Source organism: Paenibacillus sp. Soil766 (assembly GCF_001428105.1).
Taxonomy (GTDB): Bacteria; Bacillota; Bacilli; order Paenibacillales; family NBRC-103111; genus Paenibacillus_E.
In genome coordinates this window covers 26,891-44,798 of record NZ_LMSJ01000006.1, presented here as the reverse complement: position 1 = coordinate 44,798, position 17,908 = coordinate 26,891, and the positions used below count along the sequence as shown (strand labels likewise).

At 43.9% G+C, this 17,908-nt stretch carries 12 protein-coding genes; 6 read left to right on the top strand and 6 right to left on the bottom strand.

The window, feature by feature from the left end:
* Positions 1 to 16 precede the first annotated feature (16 nt).
* The 3 genes from ASG89_RS05710 to ASG89_RS05700 all read left to right on the top strand — a co-directional run bounded on the left by ASG89_RS05710 (position 17) and on the right by ASG89_RS05700 (position 1,715).
* On the top strand, positions 17 to 493 hold the full coding sequence (locus ASG89_RS05710) for a hypothetical protein (RefSeq protein WP_057309559.1): 477 nt from the start codon (positions 17 to 19) through the stop codon (positions 491 to 493).
* 199 nt (positions 494 to 692) lie between these two features.
* Positions 693 to 1,391, top strand: a complete 699-nt coding sequence (locus ASG89_RS05705) for a DUF1361 domain-containing protein (protein ID WP_057309557.1) — start codon at positions 693 to 695, stop codon at positions 1,389 to 1,391.
* Positions 1,392 to 1,481: 90 nt separating this feature from the next.
* Positions 1,482 to 1,715: a hypothetical protein gene (locus ASG89_RS05700; protein WP_057309555.1), complete on the top strand. Its 234-nt coding sequence runs from the start codon at positions 1,482 to 1,484 to the stop codon at positions 1,713 to 1,715.
* A 100-nt stretch (positions 1,716 to 1,815) separates the two neighbouring features.
* On the opposite strand, the gene ASG89_RS05695 is transcribed toward ASG89_RS05700, so the two are convergent.
* From ASG89_RS05695 to ASG89_RS05670, 6 genes are all read right to left on the bottom strand, one after another.
* Positions 1,816 to 4,326, bottom strand: a complete 2,511-nt coding sequence (locus ASG89_RS05695) for a beta-mannosidase (protein ID WP_057309553.1) — start codon at positions 4,324 to 4,326, stop codon at positions 1,816 to 1,818.
* A gap of 31 nt (positions 4,327 to 4,357) precedes the next feature.
* Positions 4,358 to 5,941 (bottom strand): response regulator, encoded by a 1,584-nt coding sequence (locus ASG89_RS05690; RefSeq protein ID WP_057309551.1) that lies wholly within the window; start codon positions 5,939 to 5,941, stop codon positions 4,358 to 4,360.
* A complete protein-coding gene (locus ASG89_RS05685) occupies positions 5,922 to 7,694 on the bottom strand; it encodes a sensor histidine kinase (RefSeq protein WP_321166474.1) in 1,773 nt (590 codons plus the stop codon). Before ASG89_RS05685 ends, ASG89_RS05690 begins: the two co-directional genes overlap by 20 nt.
* A gap of 40 nt (positions 7,695 to 7,734) precedes the next feature.
* Positions 7,735 to 8,610 carry a carbohydrate ABC transporter permease gene (locus ASG89_RS05680; RefSeq protein ID WP_057309549.1) on the bottom strand — a complete coding sequence of 292 codons (876 nt, stop codon included), beginning with the start codon at positions 8,608 to 8,610 and terminating at the stop codon, positions 7,735 to 7,737.
* Positions 8,611 to 8,629: 19 nt separating this feature from the next.
* A complete protein-coding gene (locus ASG89_RS05675) occupies positions 8,630 to 9,505 on the bottom strand; it encodes a carbohydrate ABC transporter permease (RefSeq protein ID WP_057309547.1) in 876 nt (291 codons plus the stop codon).
* Positions 9,506 to 9,579: 74 nt separating this feature from the next.
* On the bottom strand, positions 9,580 to 10,899 hold the full coding sequence (locus tag ASG89_RS05670) for an extracellular solute-binding protein (protein WP_057309545.1): 1,320 nt from the start codon (positions 10,897 to 10,899) through the stop codon (positions 9,580 to 9,582).
* A gap of 370 nt (positions 10,900 to 11,269) precedes the next feature.
* Between ASG89_RS05670 and ASG89_RS05665 the strand changes: the two genes are divergently transcribed.
* The 3 genes from ASG89_RS05665 to ASG89_RS05655 all read left to right on the top strand — a co-directional run bounded on the left by ASG89_RS05665 (position 11,270) and on the right by ASG89_RS05655 (position 17,840).
* Positions 11,270 to 14,587 (top strand): discoidin domain-containing protein, encoded by a 3,318-nt coding sequence (locus ASG89_RS05665; RefSeq protein ID WP_063867715.1) that lies wholly within the window; start codon positions 11,270 to 11,272, stop codon positions 14,585 to 14,587.
* 141 nt (positions 14,588 to 14,728) lie between these two features.
* Positions 14,729 to 15,769 (top strand): S-layer homology domain-containing protein, encoded by a 1,041-nt coding sequence (locus ASG89_RS05660; protein ID WP_057309543.1) that lies wholly within the window; start codon positions 14,729 to 14,731, stop codon positions 15,767 to 15,769.
* Positions 15,770 to 15,965: 196 nt separating this feature from the next.
* Positions 15,966 to 17,840: an LTA synthase family protein gene (locus ASG89_RS05655; protein WP_057309542.1), complete on the top strand. Its 1,875-nt coding sequence runs from the start codon at positions 15,966 to 15,968 to the stop codon at positions 17,838 to 17,840.
* Positions 17,841 to 17,908: the final 68 nt, after the last annotated feature.

The window sequence follows — 17,908 nt, the reverse complement described above, 5'->3', positions numbered from 1 at the left end:
AATAAGAGGTGAAATATTGAAGAAAATTTCTTTTGCTGTATTAATCTTACTTTTTTTGATATGTGGGTGTAGTGGTAATAATGATTCAAGAGAAAAAAGCAAACAGATGAATTACGATTTTAAAGAGCCAGTTACATTTCCATTTGAAGTTAATGCAATTCATACTGAGATTGCTATTGATAATCCAGATGTCCTACAACAGTTTATTTTTCATTATAAAAACATTCAAACCACTCAAGAATTAAAATACATTTTGAGTAAAGTTATTGACCAGCCAGAGAAAGTATCAGAAGTAAACAAGCAAACAGTACATCTGGAAAACGGAAAACAAGCATTCTACGAAGTTGGCGAAAGCAGTCAATCCATTTGGTGGGAAAGCGAAAATGGGTTTTTGGCGCGGTTTGTTTACTATATCAATGGGAACAAAAACCAGTTAGGTGATCTTAAAATAGATGTATCTGAGCTAATAAAATTGGCTAACCAAGTCCAATAGTTTCTTTTTATATGATCTACATGTTATCGTTTATTGGTATTTTAACGGTAGCTTTTTGTTCAATAGAATTGATAATAGAAGTATACAAATTCAGAAAGCATAGATGAAAGTGAAATACATATAGTATAAATCCGTCCAAGTGGAACTTGGAAGTTAACGATTAGTAGAGCGCATCCTGAATTGTTGAAGGAGGTCTTCAATGAAGAATCTTAACCATAAAAATCTATTTATTTTTCTAGTCACTCTGTCTTTGATAAACGTTGTTGTTTATATAATTTGTAGAAATAAAACCTATTTTGATTTCTTGAACTGGAATTTATTTTTGGCTTGGATTCCTCTTGTTCTGTCTAGTTTGGTGTATCTTATTTACAAGCGAAGTAAGGTGAAGTCTATTTTTCTTGTTTTACTTGGGATGTTATGGTTACTTTTCTTCCCGAATTCCCCGTACGTTATAACTGATCTCATTCATTTAACTGTCAAGAAGGATTTGTATGCAACTAATGGAATTATTGGTTTTGCTTACTGGATTGATTTTGTAGTGATACATTTATTCACTTGGACTAGCTTGTTACTTGGGGCATTCTCAACCTATCAAATTCAATACGTATTAATGAGCTTATTTAATAAGACAATATCTTGGTGTTTTGTTATGATCACTTCCATTGCAGGCGGGTACGGAATTTTGTTGGGAAGAGAATATCGATTAAATAGCTGGGAAGCAATAACGGATTGGAGTAAAGTAACTGGAATCATAGAAGGAAGTTTAACAAGTAGTTCGGTTTTCTTCTGCTTATTATTTGGCTTATTTATTGGAACGGTGTATGTAACGATTTATGTATTAATTAATTGTATGAGTGCATCAAAAGAGGGAAAGAAAGACCTAAAAAAAGTGCGATAGCGGTACTTAGATTATTTAGGTGTTGCGAATGCGTAGATCGTGTATAATATCTTGGAAGAATGCTGAGTTCAATAGATAAAGGGGATAAAAATGAACGAAGAGGATATTATCAAGCAACGTATTAAGGATTACCAACAGGCTGATGGAGTTCGTCCTCTTATTTGCGGAAACAACAATAAGCACGAGAAATTATACCCTAAAGTTCTTGAGCAAGGGTTGGTTCTTCTTTGCCCTAATTGCAATTATACGCAGACGTACATCCCTGATCTCTTTTTCGATGATGGTTTTTATGAGTGGCTGCGTGGCATGAAGAGTTTGAGTTGAGGAGAACTCACTCAAAGGTAGATAGGATAGAGAGCTTCGAACATACACAAAGAAAAAACTGCAGATTCGATTCTGCAGTTTTTTCTTTGTTACTACATATCTAACTATTCATTGCACTCACGTGCAATCGGGGCAAATCAACTTTCTCCCCCGTTGGATCACTAATGTACACAGTCACTTGCTCACCAGCACGCAGATCAAAGAAGTTATCGCTGAAGCGAACGTTACCTTGTGGCAGATCCAGCTTCACCATGCGTGCATGTGCGCCGTTGGCCGTAATGTGCACGGCTTGCGCATCTGCATCGACTTTCACACTGAGTGAAGTCGTTGGGAACTGTAGATCCTTCTGGTCGCGCAGATAATGAAGGTTATCTGGTGCGGCCCAATCTGTCGTGTGAACGCGGACAACAACCTGCTCCGCAGATGCCCCATTTAATACAGTTGCTTCTGGCAGACTACCCAGTTGGATCGCTGTGTTCGCCGCTACATTGGCTTCGAACGCATGCGTGAACAATGGCTCACCAGAGAAGTTATAGACAGTTACGTGAACCTGCCCTTTTAAGGATGACAACGTATCGTTGACAGCCCACACATTCAAGTCTTGCCCAGGCTCATGATCAATGGAGAGCAGAAGCGGGTGATAGAACTTTGTCGCATAATAGAAGGATGCCTTCGGTAACAATTCATAATCAATCAGCGACCAGCTTGTGCCTGGCCAGCTATCGTTCAATTGCCAGATAAGGGAACCACTTGTGCGGTGCTTGTTCCGACGATAATGCTCAATGCCGTACTTCAAGCCTTCGGCTTGTGTGAGCATGGAGAAGTTCATATATTCCTCAATGTTAGTCGGAATACCGGTATATCCTTCCATCAGAAGAATTCCCTTTTGGTGATTGGTATCTTTGTTGCGATAAGCCATTTCCACACTGTTCCAGTAGAATTGGCCATTTGGAATATTTTTCTCTAACGTATAGCGATTAGCTGACGCATGCATACCGAATTCACTGCTGAAAAGAGTGAAGTCTTTTTTGTAATTTTTGAACGTGACGCCTTGAATACTGTAATCAAGCAATGGTACATCACCGAATTGACGCGGGTAAACGGAACCATGCCACACCTGCCAGTTATGGCGGTCACCGACATCAGGATCGTTGGCATCATTGCCGCCAAATGGGGAAGACGGCCAGTAAGCACGACTGTCATCAAGCAGCTCTAGTGCATCAGGAATCAGCTCGTGGTAAATGATTTCCCCATAGAACGGACAATTAATGTCGCCGCCAGCGGATTTCATATCATAGAGCCAGTCAATTTCATTATTTCCGCACCACAGGGCAAGGGATGTATAATTACGCAAGCGCTTGATGTTATAGATAACCTCGCTGCGAACATTATCCATGAAATCACGGTTGAAATCAGGGAACAACGCATTTGCGAAGGCAAAATCCTGCCAAACCAGTACGCCTCGCTTGTCGCACTCCTCATAGAAAACATCCTTCTCATAGATACCGCCTGCCCATACGCGCAGCATGTTCTGATTCGAGGTAACCGAAAGATCAATTAAATCTCGATAGCGTTGATCTGGAATGCTTCCGATGAAGTGATCCGCTGGGATCCAGTTTGTACCTTTGGCGAATAGTTTGACACCATTAAGCACGAAAGCAAAGGCATTCTGACCTTCCGTATCCTTCACTTGCAGCTCAATCGTACGGATACCAAACGGCTTGCGATACGTATCTACTTGCTCTCCGTCTGCATATAGGACAACTTCAAGCTCGTACAAGTAAGGCTTGCCGAGGTCGTGAGTCCACCATAGCTGTGGATCAGCGACTTGTAATACGAACGATTCCGACGTGCTAACATTCCCGCTTGCAGAAGCAACCACTTGACCAGCCTCATCCATTAAACGAATGTCACACGACTTCTGTACTCCTTTGCGAAGAGTTGTTACGTCGACATCAACTTGGACTTCAGCTTGCGCATCACTGATCGTGCGAGTTCTGGCAAATACGCTGTCTAGCTTCGCGCGGCGGTAACGCTCGATGAACACTTTACCCCAAATACCGACCGTGACCATGCGTGGACCCCAGTCCCAGCCGAAGTTCATCGCCGCTTTGCGGAGCCAAGGGCGCTCTTTCGTATACGAGGACCATTGGAATAATTCTTTATCCTTATTATGTAAATGCAAAGGATCAAATTTAACTGCGATAGAATTTTTTCCATCTTGAATAACGCGTGTAACATCGAAGGTATGGGCCATCAACATGTTGCTCGTTGTTCCGATTTCTTTCCCATTCACATAGATCGTAGCAAACGTATCAAGACCTTCGAAGGTTAGCTCATGCTTCTCTTTCTCGTCGTTTCCATGCCCTAACGAATAATTGAAAGAGTGGCGGTACCACCATTCTTTCTGCTCGATCCAGCGGCTTTTCGCGTCATTATGACCGAAATAAGGATTCTCAATCAATTCCCGTTCGATGAGGGCCGAGTGGACATCCCCAGGAACCTTTGCTGTAATCCAGAAACGATCGTCTAACCATGCTGCCGCGACTTCAAGTGGTCGAACTTGCCCTACTTCGAACTGCTGCAATCGCCATAATCCTGATAATTCCATCTGTGAATTCTCCTCTTACACCATGATTTTGTTAAAATTTTGGAGGTGGAGCAGCAGGATGAAGGACTGCTTCCTCCCGGAACTCACTCGGCGTCTTGCCAGTGAATTTCTTAAACACTTGGCTGAAATATTTAATATCTTCAAATCCGACAGAGCTTGCGACATCGGCTATTTTGGCAGGGGATACGGTTAGGATTTCCATGGCACGATTAATCTTTTGACGTGTCACATAGTCACCAAACGTAATGCCGGCTTCCTTTTTAAACACTTCGCTCAAATGATTCGGATGCAGATGTACATATTTAGCAACCTGCTGCAGGCCAACATCCCTCCCCAAATTCTCATGGATGTAGGCCATTGCTTTCTGTGTATGTGTGGCTTGTCCGTCACCTAATCGGTGATGATAGAGCTCCATAAGGGTCAATAAATATTGAAATAAGGCGTCCTTCAGCACGATATCCCGTTTGACGACGAAAGCGATATTCTGATCATCAAGTGCTCCTTGACGCCCCGTTGCGGTCAATACACGTTCCAACCAACGATGAGCGGACAGGGCAGCTGAGCGGACTAACGATTCAAGGGATTCGATCGTCATGTGAGGGTCGCTCAGCTCCGATTGCAAATAGCGTTGAACCCAATTCTTCAATGCCACGGAGTCGTCATCCAACAAGATCGAAGAGAGCTCTAGCTCCTCCTCATGGGTACAGAGGGTTTTGCCGCCTTTCCGCTTAACAATGTCCGAATAATTCAGAATAGATTCATCGAGATGATGTTTGTAGCTATAAGCATAGTCCGCAGTGACATACGATTTATATAAATCGGACTGTTGCCCTACGACCTCGCCGATGGATATGCTGACTTTGCATTTGAGCAGCCGCTCGATCTTTTGCTTCGCAGAATCAGGATGATCGAAGAAGTCAGATGCACTTGTTTTGGGAAGTGCCACGACAATCCGCTGCCTGTAAATCAATGTTTCACATTGCAGTATTTCGTGCAGCATGTTGTCTACAGCGAATAGCAGCAGGGAAATTTCCGATGCGGTATCTCCCCATCCTTCCGCGGTAACAACGTAAGTTTGAAATTTGGGTTGTTCATGCTCCTGTGTGTGGAATAAGAGAGGAAGGTAGTCCAGCAGCATGTCTGCATCGACTTCTGCTGTTTCGCCCTCAATGATCCAGCGTTCAAATAAACGATTGCGAACTTCTTTGTTCTTATATTGATCCTGATTGAGATGCTTCCATTTATCCTCAATGCGCTGTTTGACTTGGAGGACGGTTTTCATAATCTCTTCTGGTCGACTTGATTTCAAGAGATAGTCGCTGACACCTTGTCGAATCGCTTGCTGTGTATACATGAAATCATCGTATCCAGATAAGATAATCGTCTCGATATCGGGTATGATTTCTTTCGCTTTTTGGGCGAGTTCCAAACCAGTCATGTGTTTCATTCGGATATCCGTTAATAAAATATTCGGACGTTCTTCCGGCATGCGGCGCAGCGCCTCTTCACCTGAAACAGCTGGTTTAAGAAGCTCTAGTCCGATCTCTTTCCAATTAATGACTTTGGCCAAGCCTGTTCGGATGATGACCTCGTCATCAACGATCAAGATTTTCATGGTTATCCTCCAAAACTGGGATTGCAAACGAGACACAGGTGCCTTCATTCAGTCGGCTCTCGATCTTGATTCCCGAATCAAGCCCGTAATGTAATTGCAAACGCTCATGCACATTGCGCAGCCCATAACTGGCATCGTTTGCTTCCGTGCCCTCAGCAGGGTACAAACTTTCAGTGACCTCTCGCAACCGTTCTTCGGTCATTCCTAGGCCATCATCCATCACCTTGACATACATCGAATTGCCTTTTAGCTCGACATAAATAGAAATGACGCCTGGTTCCTCTTTCATTTGAATACCATGAATCATCGCATTTTCAACCAATGGTTGAAGCAGCAATTTCAGCATGAAAGTATCGTTTAGTCGAGCGTCAACTACGTAGTCCACGGTGAATTCATCCGGGAAACGGATGGATTGAACCTGCACATAATTGCGAATATGAGCTAGCTCTTGTGAGACCTTGCAATATTCTTTGCCCTTATTCAAGCTGAAACGCAAGAAGTCACTTAAGGCGCCGACCATCTCTGCAATGCGATTTTCTTCTTTGAGCAGAGCGATCCAATGAATCGAAGACAGGGTGTTATATAGGAAATGCGGATTGATTTGGGCTTGCAATGCGCGCATATCAGCTTCTTTTTTGCGCGTTTCATTGAGTATGAGCTGTTTTTTCAACGCTTCGATATGTGTGCTTAATAAATTGTAGCTGCCAGCTAGTCGCCCAATTTCATCTGATGTGTACACCGGATAGAGGGGTAAAGGTTCATCAGGATTGATTTTGGTTAACAAGCGGGTTAACGATCCGAGAGGGGTAGTGACCTTGCGAATAACGAATATAGTTAGAAACACATTAGTAAGGACGGAAAGTATCACAGCAACAGCTGTTAATTGCAAAATGTATCGATTCTGGGCACTGTATAGCTTCGTAGGAATAATGCCAACAATCGTCCAGTTGATCAACGGCTCTCGATAAAATAGAATGCTCTGTTGTGTTTTCCCGGAGCCAGAGGTCCATACACCGGAAGAATGGCCACGAACGCGATCCGCTATGCCAGGGAACAAGTTATCGGCCTCATGTGACAGCCAACTCTTGGAAGTAGAAGATATAATTTTATTATGATCATTCAATAAAGCAACTTGCCCATAGCCATCGGCTAACTGTGGAACAGACCAAATACGGGAGAGCAATTGTTCATCCACACTGATAGATAGCCAACCAAGTGTTTGATAGGTATTCAAAGCGCGTACGGGTCGTATGAAAGAGAAGACTTCTCGTTTTCCCAAATAATTCTCTATGTGATATAAGCCCGTCCACAGCTTGTCTGTAACTTGTTTAATGGCAATCTCTTGATCCAGATTTGAGTTGTAGATCGTAGAGGTAGAAAGAGGTGGCGTGTTATTGCTGGGATAAATCGTGATATCTGAAATGTAATCCTTGGTATATACCAGATTTGTCATTAACCCAAGTACTTGATCTCGTGCATCCAAGTTCTCATCGGCGCGCTTTAAGTACGATTGAATATCCCTTTGTCCGATGAGGAAAATGGATATATTCTCAACATCTTTCAGGATGAACTGAAATTTGGCATCCATTTGCGCAAGCGAATCCAAGCCTGCTTGCTGCGCTTTCTCCTGTGTGATATCCGATGATGTTGTAAAGGCGAAGGTACCCAGAAACAAGAGGGGGATTAATGTTGTGACAAGCATAATGAAGGATAGCTTACGCTGTAAAGAATAGCTGAACCACTCGCGCAACACATGTCATCTCCTAACTGGTTGTCTGGATCATAGAAGTCAATTAGCCTTTTACAGCCCCCGCGGTCATGCCTTTCATAACTTGCTCTTGGAAGGCCAAGTATACGGCGATTGTCGGAATAACAGCGATCGTCATAGCGGCTAGGGTTAAACCGTAATCCGTTTGATAGCCATCGGCGAAATTAGCGATGCTTAACGGTAATGTTTTTAAACTACTTTTGCTAATAAAAACAAGTGCGAACGAGAAGTCATTCCAGAAATGCAGGAAGCTCAGAATGACGACGGTTGATAGAGCTGGCAATGAAATTGGCAGCATAATACGCCAGAATACACCCCAAAGCCTAGTTCCGTCAATATAGGCAGCTTCTTCGATTTCTTTGGGTACGGAAGATAAATAAGCTGTAAGAACGAAGATGGCAGTCGGTAATGCGAAGGCTGTGTAAGGCAAGATGAGTGCCCAGTACGTATTCAATAGTCCGATTTGTTTCATAAGAATAAACAAAGGTACCAACGTACTATGAATAGGGATCAGCATCCCAATGACGAAAAAGGCAAGAATGATGCCTTTGAAACGGAATTTGATTCTTGCTAGGACATAAGCTGCTAAGGAACTTAGAAATAGCGTCAGCGCCAGTGAAACAAGAGAAACGATGACCGAGTTGAGAAAAGCCGTACCCATTTTGGACGCTTGCCATGCAGTTACGTAATTCGAAAACTTCCAAACTTGGGGCAATCCGAACGGATGGTTAAAGAATTCGCTATTCGTTTTAAAAGAGGAAATAACGAGCCAAAACAACGGATAAAGCGTGAGAATCGCATACAGGGTTAAGAACGTCCAGAGTGCACCCTGCTTCCATGTGTTAAGCGAGAACTTGCGAGTTGTCGCAGTTGATTTTACTTGAATTGGAATAGAAGACATAGTCAGCTTCCTCCTTTCGTTATACTTTGGATTTACGACTTGTTGCCCATTGGCTAATCCCAATGAAAATAAGGCTGATTAAGACAATTGTTGTCGAAATGGCACTACCAAAACCATATCGGTAGGAGGAAAAGGTCGAATTATACATATACGTAGCGAGCAGCTCAGTCGCGTGAGCAGGTCCGCCCTTGGTCATTACATATACAAGATCGAAAGATTTCAAGCTTCCAGAAATACAGAGGATAATGGCAATTTGTACAGTACTCCACATCATTGGCAGGGTAACGGAGAATAATTTGCGTGCACCTTCAGCGCCATCGATTTGCGTGGCATCGTGAATTTCACCAGGAATATTCTGAAAAGCAGAGATGAAAATAATGAGATATAAACCGACAAAACTCCAAATTAGAGGAGGAGCTAAGGCGAAGATGGCAATCTTAGGATCCGATAACCATTGCAGCTTCCAGGATTCTAACCCTAGCTTCTCTAGAAGAAGGTTCAGAATACCGATTTGCGGATGATAAATATATTGCCAGATCATTCCGATAACAACCGAAGACATGACCATCGGAACGAAGACGGCGGAACGGATGAATCGTTGCAGCGTATTGCTTTTATGCAAAAGAATGGCAAGGATGAGAGCAACCGGCAGCTGGCCGAGCACAGCAACAACAAGAAAGATAAGGTTATTCTTTAAGGATGTCCAAAAAATAGGATCATGAATAATTTCTACGTAGTTTTTCAAACCGATAAATTTCGCCGTACCAATTCCTTTCCAGTCGAAGAAGCTATAATAGCCTGACCAGAGAACAGGGACAAACACAAATAAGGCGTAAACAATAATCGCAGGAGCAAGGCTCATAAAAACAAACCTGCGGACGTAAGCAGCATTCATCAATCTCACTTCCTTCATGTATGAAATTAGCCAGCCCTGCCACAGATGTGGAGGGCTGGTTGTACGATAACGTATTATTTACCTAGTGAAGCAGCTTGTGAGTCTTGAATTTTCTTAGCAATCGCTTCGGCGCTACCACCCATTAGAAGCTCTTGTAGACCGTTGTTAATAACTTCAACCGCAGCTGAGTTTAGTTTAGCATCGTAAACTGGCGTGATTTTCGTTGTTTTCATAAGATCGTTAAGCTCAACGAATAGTGGGTTTGCTTTTGATGGATCAAGCTCGATTTTGTAGCTAACTAATGTGGAGCTGTTCAACGTAGCTTGCTGCCCTTCAGGACCAGCTAGTGCGTAGAATAATTTTTGAGCGGCTTCTTTTTTAGCGCCCGTAATTTTCTTACTAACGCCAAGTCCAGTACCAACAACACCAGAAGTGGATTGAGGATCACCTTTTCCACCTGCGATGGATGGCATTAAAGCGATATGCGTGTTTGCAAGTAATTCTTTCGGTGCATTTTGAACGACATCAGCCATTGCCCAACCACCATCGATGAACATCGCAGCTTTACCTTGATAGAACAATTGTCTCATTTGGTTTTGATCAATACTGTTGAAGCCATCTTGGAAAGCTTTGGCATTGCTTAGCTCTTGAAGCTTTTTCAAGGCTTGAACAAATTCCGGATCCGTAAACTTCACGCCATCTTGTTTAGCAGCTTTAAGGAACCAGTCAGAACCCGTCATACGATCAGCAAGTCCGCTGAAAATGGTGGATTGAGCAGCCCAATTCGCTTTGTTCCCAAGCGCGATTGGAATGATTTTGTTGTCGTTGAACGTTTTGACAGCTGCCATAAGCTCATCCCATGTTTTAGGAACAGCAACTTTATATTGATCAAGAAGCGCTTTATTGTAGTAAATAAAGGAAGTTGGCGATAGGTTCATAGGTACAGAGTAGATGTTGTTATCTACCGTATAGCCGTCAAAAGCGCCTGGAATGAAATTGTTTTTCCATTCTGGTTTGCTATCTAAGAACTCATTGATCGGTTGAAGCAAGTTACCGCTAACGAATTCCTTCGTCATTGCATCCGGCCACATAACGAATAAGTCAGGCATTTCATTGGCTGCAGCAACTGTTTTTAGGCGTGTTTTCAAGCCGTCGGTTGGAAGACCTTCAATCTCCAATTGGATATCTTTATTTTGAGCTTGGAAATCATCAAGAATTTTACGCATAGCAACAGCTTTCGCATCTTGACCAGACCAGTTGTGCCAAATGGTAAGCTTTACTTTCTCACCGGAAGTGCCTTTATCTGCCGGAGCAGCTTCCTCGCCGTTTCCACATGCTGATACAAGGACGGTTGTTGCAAGTAAAGCTGTAGAGATAAGTGTTAATTTTTTCATGTTCGACCTCCTGATTGATTGACTCTACTTCATTTTAAGGATTTTCACATGTTTCGTAAGGTGAACAGGATAAGGACCAGGGTAGAAAATGATCGGATATCGACCTGCTATTCTTCAGCATATCCATAAGTTAGGTAGAACAAGGCAAGGTCGCCGTTATCGTTAAAATATCCCAAAACCTTAAGTAACTCTCCTAATCTCCTTAAGTTTACCGCTTTCATTAAAAGCCGTATTTTTCTATGATGGAGATACCAACTACGAGTCAGCATCCTACTTTGCAAGATGAGAGGGTGATCGGAGCAATTATGTAATCGCTTACCAATAGAATCTGGAGCAGGATAGATCGTTTCTAATCTAAGGGAGGTATACAATGCGTAGTTTGAAAAAAATGGTTTCATCTGTATCGATGATGGCAATCGTTCTCAGTTTGTGGAGTCCTGGCGTTTCGAGTGCAGAAATAGCTATCGGTGAAGCCAATTCGTCGATCTTTGGTCCGAATGTGTATGTATTTGATCCTGATATGCCCGCAGCTGACATTCAGAGTGCTGTGAATGCGGTATTCACAAGACAGGAGTCCAATGAATTTGGTACGGAACGAGATGCCTTTCTTTTTAAACCGGGAACGTATAATGGTAATTACTTTATTGGATTTAATACACAAGCTTCAGGGTTGGGGCTCAATCCAGATGATGTGTTGATCAATGGCGGACTGAATGTGAATGCGGATTGGGATAATGGGAATGCGACACGTAATTTTTGGCGGGGTATTGAGAATTTGAGCATTAATCCTACTTTCAATTATACACCGCCTGCACCAGCTCATTTCTCAGCAGGTACCACGCAAATCGCCGTGTCTCAAGCGGCACCGCTAAGGCGTTTACATATCAAAGGGAAATTGAATTTGTTCGACTTTGATTCTGGGTGGGGCGCAGGCTGGGCAAGCGGAGGCTTCCTTGCGGATTCGATCGTAGATGGTCAAGTAACACCTGCTTCACAGCAACAATGGTTCTCGCGAAACAGTCAATGGTCGAGTTGGTCCAATGGGGTTTGGAACATGGTGTTCGTCGGTGACAAGAATACGCCAACAGGGAATTTTCCGGATCCGCCTTATACCGTAGTCGAGAACACACCTGTCATCAGAGAGAAGCCGTATCTCTATATCAACAATGCCAATGAATATCAAGTATTCGTCCCTTCTCTTTCTCAAAATACGCAGGGGGCAAGCTGGGCGAATGGCTCAACGCCAGGAGAATCCATAGGAATCGATCAGTTCTATATTGTACGGGCGGATGTACCGGCAACAACAAGTGCCACGAATATCAATGCTGCATTGGCGGATGGCAAGAATTTGCTATTTACGCCGGGAATTTATCACATTAATGATACGATTCGTATCAACGATGCCAATACAGTTGTACTCGGCATCGGGATGCCAACGCTTATTCCAACGACAGATAAACCAGCGATGACGATTGCTGATGTGGATGGCGTAAAACTGGCAGGATTGCTATATGAGGCGGGGCCTAATGCAACCTCATCCCTATTGGAAGTTGGTCCAACAGGCAGTTCATTGGATCACGCAGCTAACCCGACATCGTTACATGACTTATTCTTCCGTACGGGAGGTGCCGTTGTTGGTGAGAATAAAGCGCAAATGACCATCAATAGCGATGACATTATTGGTGATCATTTCTGGATGTGGCGGGCAGATCACGGTGCAGGTGCGGGTTGGACAGAGAATGTTTCGACCAATGGACTTATCGTAAATGGTGATGATGTTACCTTATATGGCTTATTTAATGAGCATCACAATGAGTATCAAACCTTATGGAATGGGAACGGCGGTCGCGTTTACTTCTATCAGTCAGAAATTCCATATGATGTTCCTAATCAAGCGGTATGGATGGACGGAAGCAAGAATGGTTATGCTTCCTATAAAGTAGCTGATACCGTCACGACTCACGAAGCTTGGGGACTTGGTGTGTACGCTTATTTCCGAGATGCAGCTGTGAAGCTGGAAAATGCCATCGAAGTGCCGGATACAGCTGGTGTCAAAATCCATCATGCGACAACCATTTGGTTAAATGGTACGGCGGGCAGTGAAATCACACACATTATTAATGGTGTCGGCGGGCGTGTGTATGGGACTTCAGGCAGTGCGCAAAGACAGACGATTAACTTCTACGGAACAGATGCTGGGGATTCGGAAGCACCAAGTGTGCCTACGAATGTGGTGCTCAAGGAAACTGCGGCACATGATCGTGTCAAAATTGGGTGGACCGCTTCCACAGATAACCTCAATGTTACAGGTTACGATGTTTATCGGGATGGGGTGCTCATTGGCCATACATCAACAGCGGAATTCCTTGATACGACGGTCAAACCGCTGACGACCTACAGTTACGCAGTGAAAGCCAAAGATGGCGGAAATAACGTTTCCGCATTAAGTTCGGCTTTAAGTGTTACAACGTCAAAGAGAGCCTTGGATCGCTCAGCTTGGACAGCAACCTCAACCTCAGCAGATCCTGTAGCGCATCTCATTGATGGCGATTTGGGCACACGCTGGAGTGCGGGCATGCCGATGGCGCCATCGCCAGAGCAATCGTTCACCATTGATATGAAGGTTCCTACGAGTATCAATAACATAGAGATGGATTCCACAGGCAGCAATAATGACTATGCACGCGGATATGCTCTATACGTATCCAATGATGGCGTAACATGGGGCAGTCCAATCGCCACGGGAGTGGGGAGCAACAAGCTAATCTCCATAGATTTTGCTCCACAGGTGACGAGATTCTTCAAAATCGTTCAAACGGGAACGAATTCCAGCTGGTGGTCTGTTCATGAGGTGAGAGTGTACGGTTCTGTTCCTGCATCGGCTTCCATTGAAGGACCTACGGCAGTCACAAGCGGGCAATCTTTTGAAACTACGATAAGTTTGTCTGATGTCGTTTCCAGCGTATATGCACAAGATATTCAACTGTCTTATGACGCGGGATTGCTTGAATTTGAGTCGGTGGAATCTTTAAATCCTGCCATTTCGGTCATTGGTCAAAAGGTTGGAGCAGGGCACATACGCATTCTAACAGCGAATTTGGTTGGTGGTGATGTCAACGGACCTCTGATGCTACTACATTGGAAAGCTTTAGCACCAAGTGATGATGTGTCTACAACGATCCTGCTAGACAGTCTTGCCTTAGCGGATTTACAGACGGCTACGAACCTTGGCTCAGCTTCCGAAGTGATTCTAGTGAGAGCCGTTATTGATCTGTCGATCCTAAACGGTAAGATTGGGGCAGCGCAAACCGTGCATGATTCCGCAACAGAAGGTTACAGCAGTGGTCAATACGCGCCAGGAGCGAAAGCTGCTCTACAGGCTGCGATCGACGCTGCAAGTAATGTTGCTGCGAGTCCAACAGTTACGAAACCGCAAGTGACACAAGCGATAGCGAATCTGCAACAAGCCTTAGATGTCTTTGACTCGCTGAAATACGTCGGCGATCCAGGCGATCTGAATAACGATGGCGTCTTATCTGTTGTAGATTTGGCTAATGTAGCTGCAGCTTACGGCAAAACATCCGCAGATACAGACTGGGCACAGTTCAAGAAAGCAGACTTCAATAAAGACGGTAAAGTGGATCTGTTTGATTTGGCTGCTGTGGCACAACGCATTCTGCAACAGTAAGATTTGATCTTTCAATAAGGTGTAAGCTCGGTTAAGCAGGATAAACATCGCCCGTTATGATACATTTCGTATAGTTTCATGGCGGGCGATCTTCATTTTACAGGGATGAATCGTGCAGAGTGCTGAGGGAGGACATTGAACATGGTTTTGCGAAAATGGATGACAATAAGCTTACTAATCGTATTCTTACTAAGTTGGATGCTACCTACATCCATTTGGGCCTCTGAGGCCGATCAGTCAGGCACATTTACGATGAAAGTTTCTACACAATCGCCGAATCATGGTGACACCATTGAAGTGGTCATTGAGGGACATCAATTGATTGACGTCTATGCTTATGAAATTAATTTAGAGTATGATCCTACAAGGTTAACATTCATAGATGCCAAATCCGACGCACCTGGTTTCTCTGTTCCACCGATTGTGAAGGGCACACATATTCAGATAGCGCATACAAAGGTTGGAAAGGGGAAAGGATTAGAAGGTGCGCAATCCTTATTCAAGTTGTATTTTCGAGCGATCCAGAATGGGAGCAATGTACTCACACTAAGCAGTGTGAAAGTTGTAGATTCCAAGCTTGTAAGCTCTACCAAGCAAACTAATGTGAGATCAACACTTACGATACACAATCCATATGCTTTCGATGATCTTGATGCCTTTGATTGGGCCGTGGAGGCGATTGAAGATTTGGCTTCCAGAGGGATCGTGAATGGCACAGGTGAGAGACTGTTCAGTCCTGATTCAGCGGTGACACGTGCGGATTTCCTTGTGCTTTTGATGAGAGCGCTTCGCTTGAAGGGGGCTTATGGCCAACCATTTCATGATATTGAACCTGATTCTTATTATGCGCAGCCAGTATTAATTGCAAGAAATTTGGGAATTGTGCAAGGAGATGAAGCGAATCAGTTTCATCCTAAAGCTTCGATCACGAGAGAGGATATGATGGTGCTTACGGATCGCGCATTGCGAGTATCCAATCATCTGACCCGTGTAGGTGATCAATCGGATCTATCTAACTTCGAGGACGTTTCGCTGATTTCTGATTATGCGCTGGCAAGTGTTGCTACCCTGGTTAACATAGAGGTGATTCATGGCTACGCGAATCAAGTGTTTCCACAGGAGTCAACGAATCGTGCACAGGCAGCAGTTTTGATCTATAATCTGTTGACATATATCAAGTAACGACTTGATTTGGTGGGAAAATGTACGATTGGAAAGAACCTTGGGGCACTCGTCTCTGGTTCTTTTTGTTTATGGATAGCGCCGTATTGCGCCTTGCTTGTCGTTAGATTGCAATATTTGTAAGCTACATACAGTAGTAACTTGTGTTAAAATGGGAAAATCGGCTTGAAATCAAGAGGTATGAGGTGAACCGTTTTTGCTGCAATTATCATCCTATAAAAGAAAGACCTTCCGCAACACGATTGGGCATGTTCTTCGATTAGTCTTGAGCTGCGAGAAGCTGACCTTGTATACGTTCTTTGCAATTCTATGGAAGTCCCAGCTCTTGCTGGCAGCTCTTCATGCACCAGATACGGCGGGGATTAATATTGGCAAAATGTATTTCACCATTCCACCCGTCATGTCGCATCTTATGTTCATCGTATTTGTCGTCGCCTTTGGACTGTTCTTCAAAAAGCGAGGCCGTCGCATCTATTTGATTGGGATTCAGGTGCTGTTCAGTTTATTATTGTTTTGCGATTTAGTGTATTACAGAGCCTATGCAGCGTTTCTATCCATTCGCTTCCTTGCTCATCCCAATGGATTTAATCCACTCGATTATAATCTGTGGACATTTATACGACCGTTTGATTTATGGTTGTTTGTGGATCTCGTGGTGATTGCTGCAGTTGCGCTATTCCGCTATAGAAACACACCAATCCAATCACGCCGACGTGAAAACCAAAGGCAGCCCATTCTGGCGACAATACTGATCATCCTTGCTGTGGGCATTGTTTCCTACGAACATTATCGTATTGATGTTAAGAAAACGACGAAAGGCGAGATGATGTTTTTTAATCTTAGCTGGGCTCCTTTTCAATCGATGTCAGATATGTCACCCATTGGTTATCATCTTTACGATGGGATACGGCTGTTCGGTGCAGCGAACCACATCAAGCTTGCCGATCAAGAGCGCACAGAAGTGCAGGAGTGGCTTAGAGGCAACGCAGAAGGCCTGCCAGATAATAGCTACAAAGGGATGTTTCAAGGGAAGAATCTAATTGTTATTCAGGTAGAATCACTTGAAAACTTTGTTATTGGTGAAAAGGTGAATGGACACGAAATTACGCCGAACCTAAACCGTTTACTTGGAAATAGTTTATATTTCAACCAATTTTATGAGCAGGTTAACAATGGGACGAGTTCAGATAGTGATTTGCTGACGACGACATCCGTGTTCCCCATTCGATCTGGCGCGAATTTCTTCCGGTACCCAACCAACACGTATCATTCGTTGCCTAAGCTGATGGAAGGGATGGGCTACCATACCATTTCCACGCATTCGGAACCAGCGGGAAGCTGGAACTGGGTGGAGGCTCATCACAATATCGGGTACCAAACGAGTTGGGATTTGCGGCAGTACAAGGAAGACGATACCGTCGGTCTAGGTTTGTCTGACGAGTCTTATCTCCGACAGCTTGGGGACAAAATGGCGAATGTACAATCCCCCTTCATGCTGCATGTCATTACATTGTCTAGCCATGGACCTTTCGATTTACCGGAGAAAACAAGGCAGCTCCGTCTTGATCCCAATTTGGATAAGACGATCATGGGGGCCTACTTCCAAGCGATTAACTACACAGATAAGCAGATTGGCGCATTCCTGGACAAGCTTGATCAATTAGGAGTGCTAGATCAATCCGTAGTTGCGATTTATGGCGATCATACAGGTGTGCACAAGTACTATCAAGAACAAGTTGATGCGATTCCATCCTTAGAAAATGAAGCCTGGAGAACGCATTCGCTGCAGCTCCCGTTCATTATTTACAGTAAAGGCATGCAAGCTGAGAAGATTTCCACCATAGGGGGGCAGATCGATACCTTACCTACACTTGCTTATCTGATGGGCGTAGATAAAGCGAAATTCGAGTCAACCGCGATGGGCAAAATTCTCGTGAATACGAATCGGAATTTCACCATGCTTAACAACGGTACGCTGGTTGGTGAGCCGGGCGATGCCGAGAAAAATCATATCCTTCGCTCGTTCCAAATCGCGGACTGGTTGCATGAGAGTAATTATTTTGCGGAATGACAGAATAAAAAAGTGGCTGTATACAAGGCACGAAACGACTTGTAGACAGCCACTTTTTATTTGCGAAA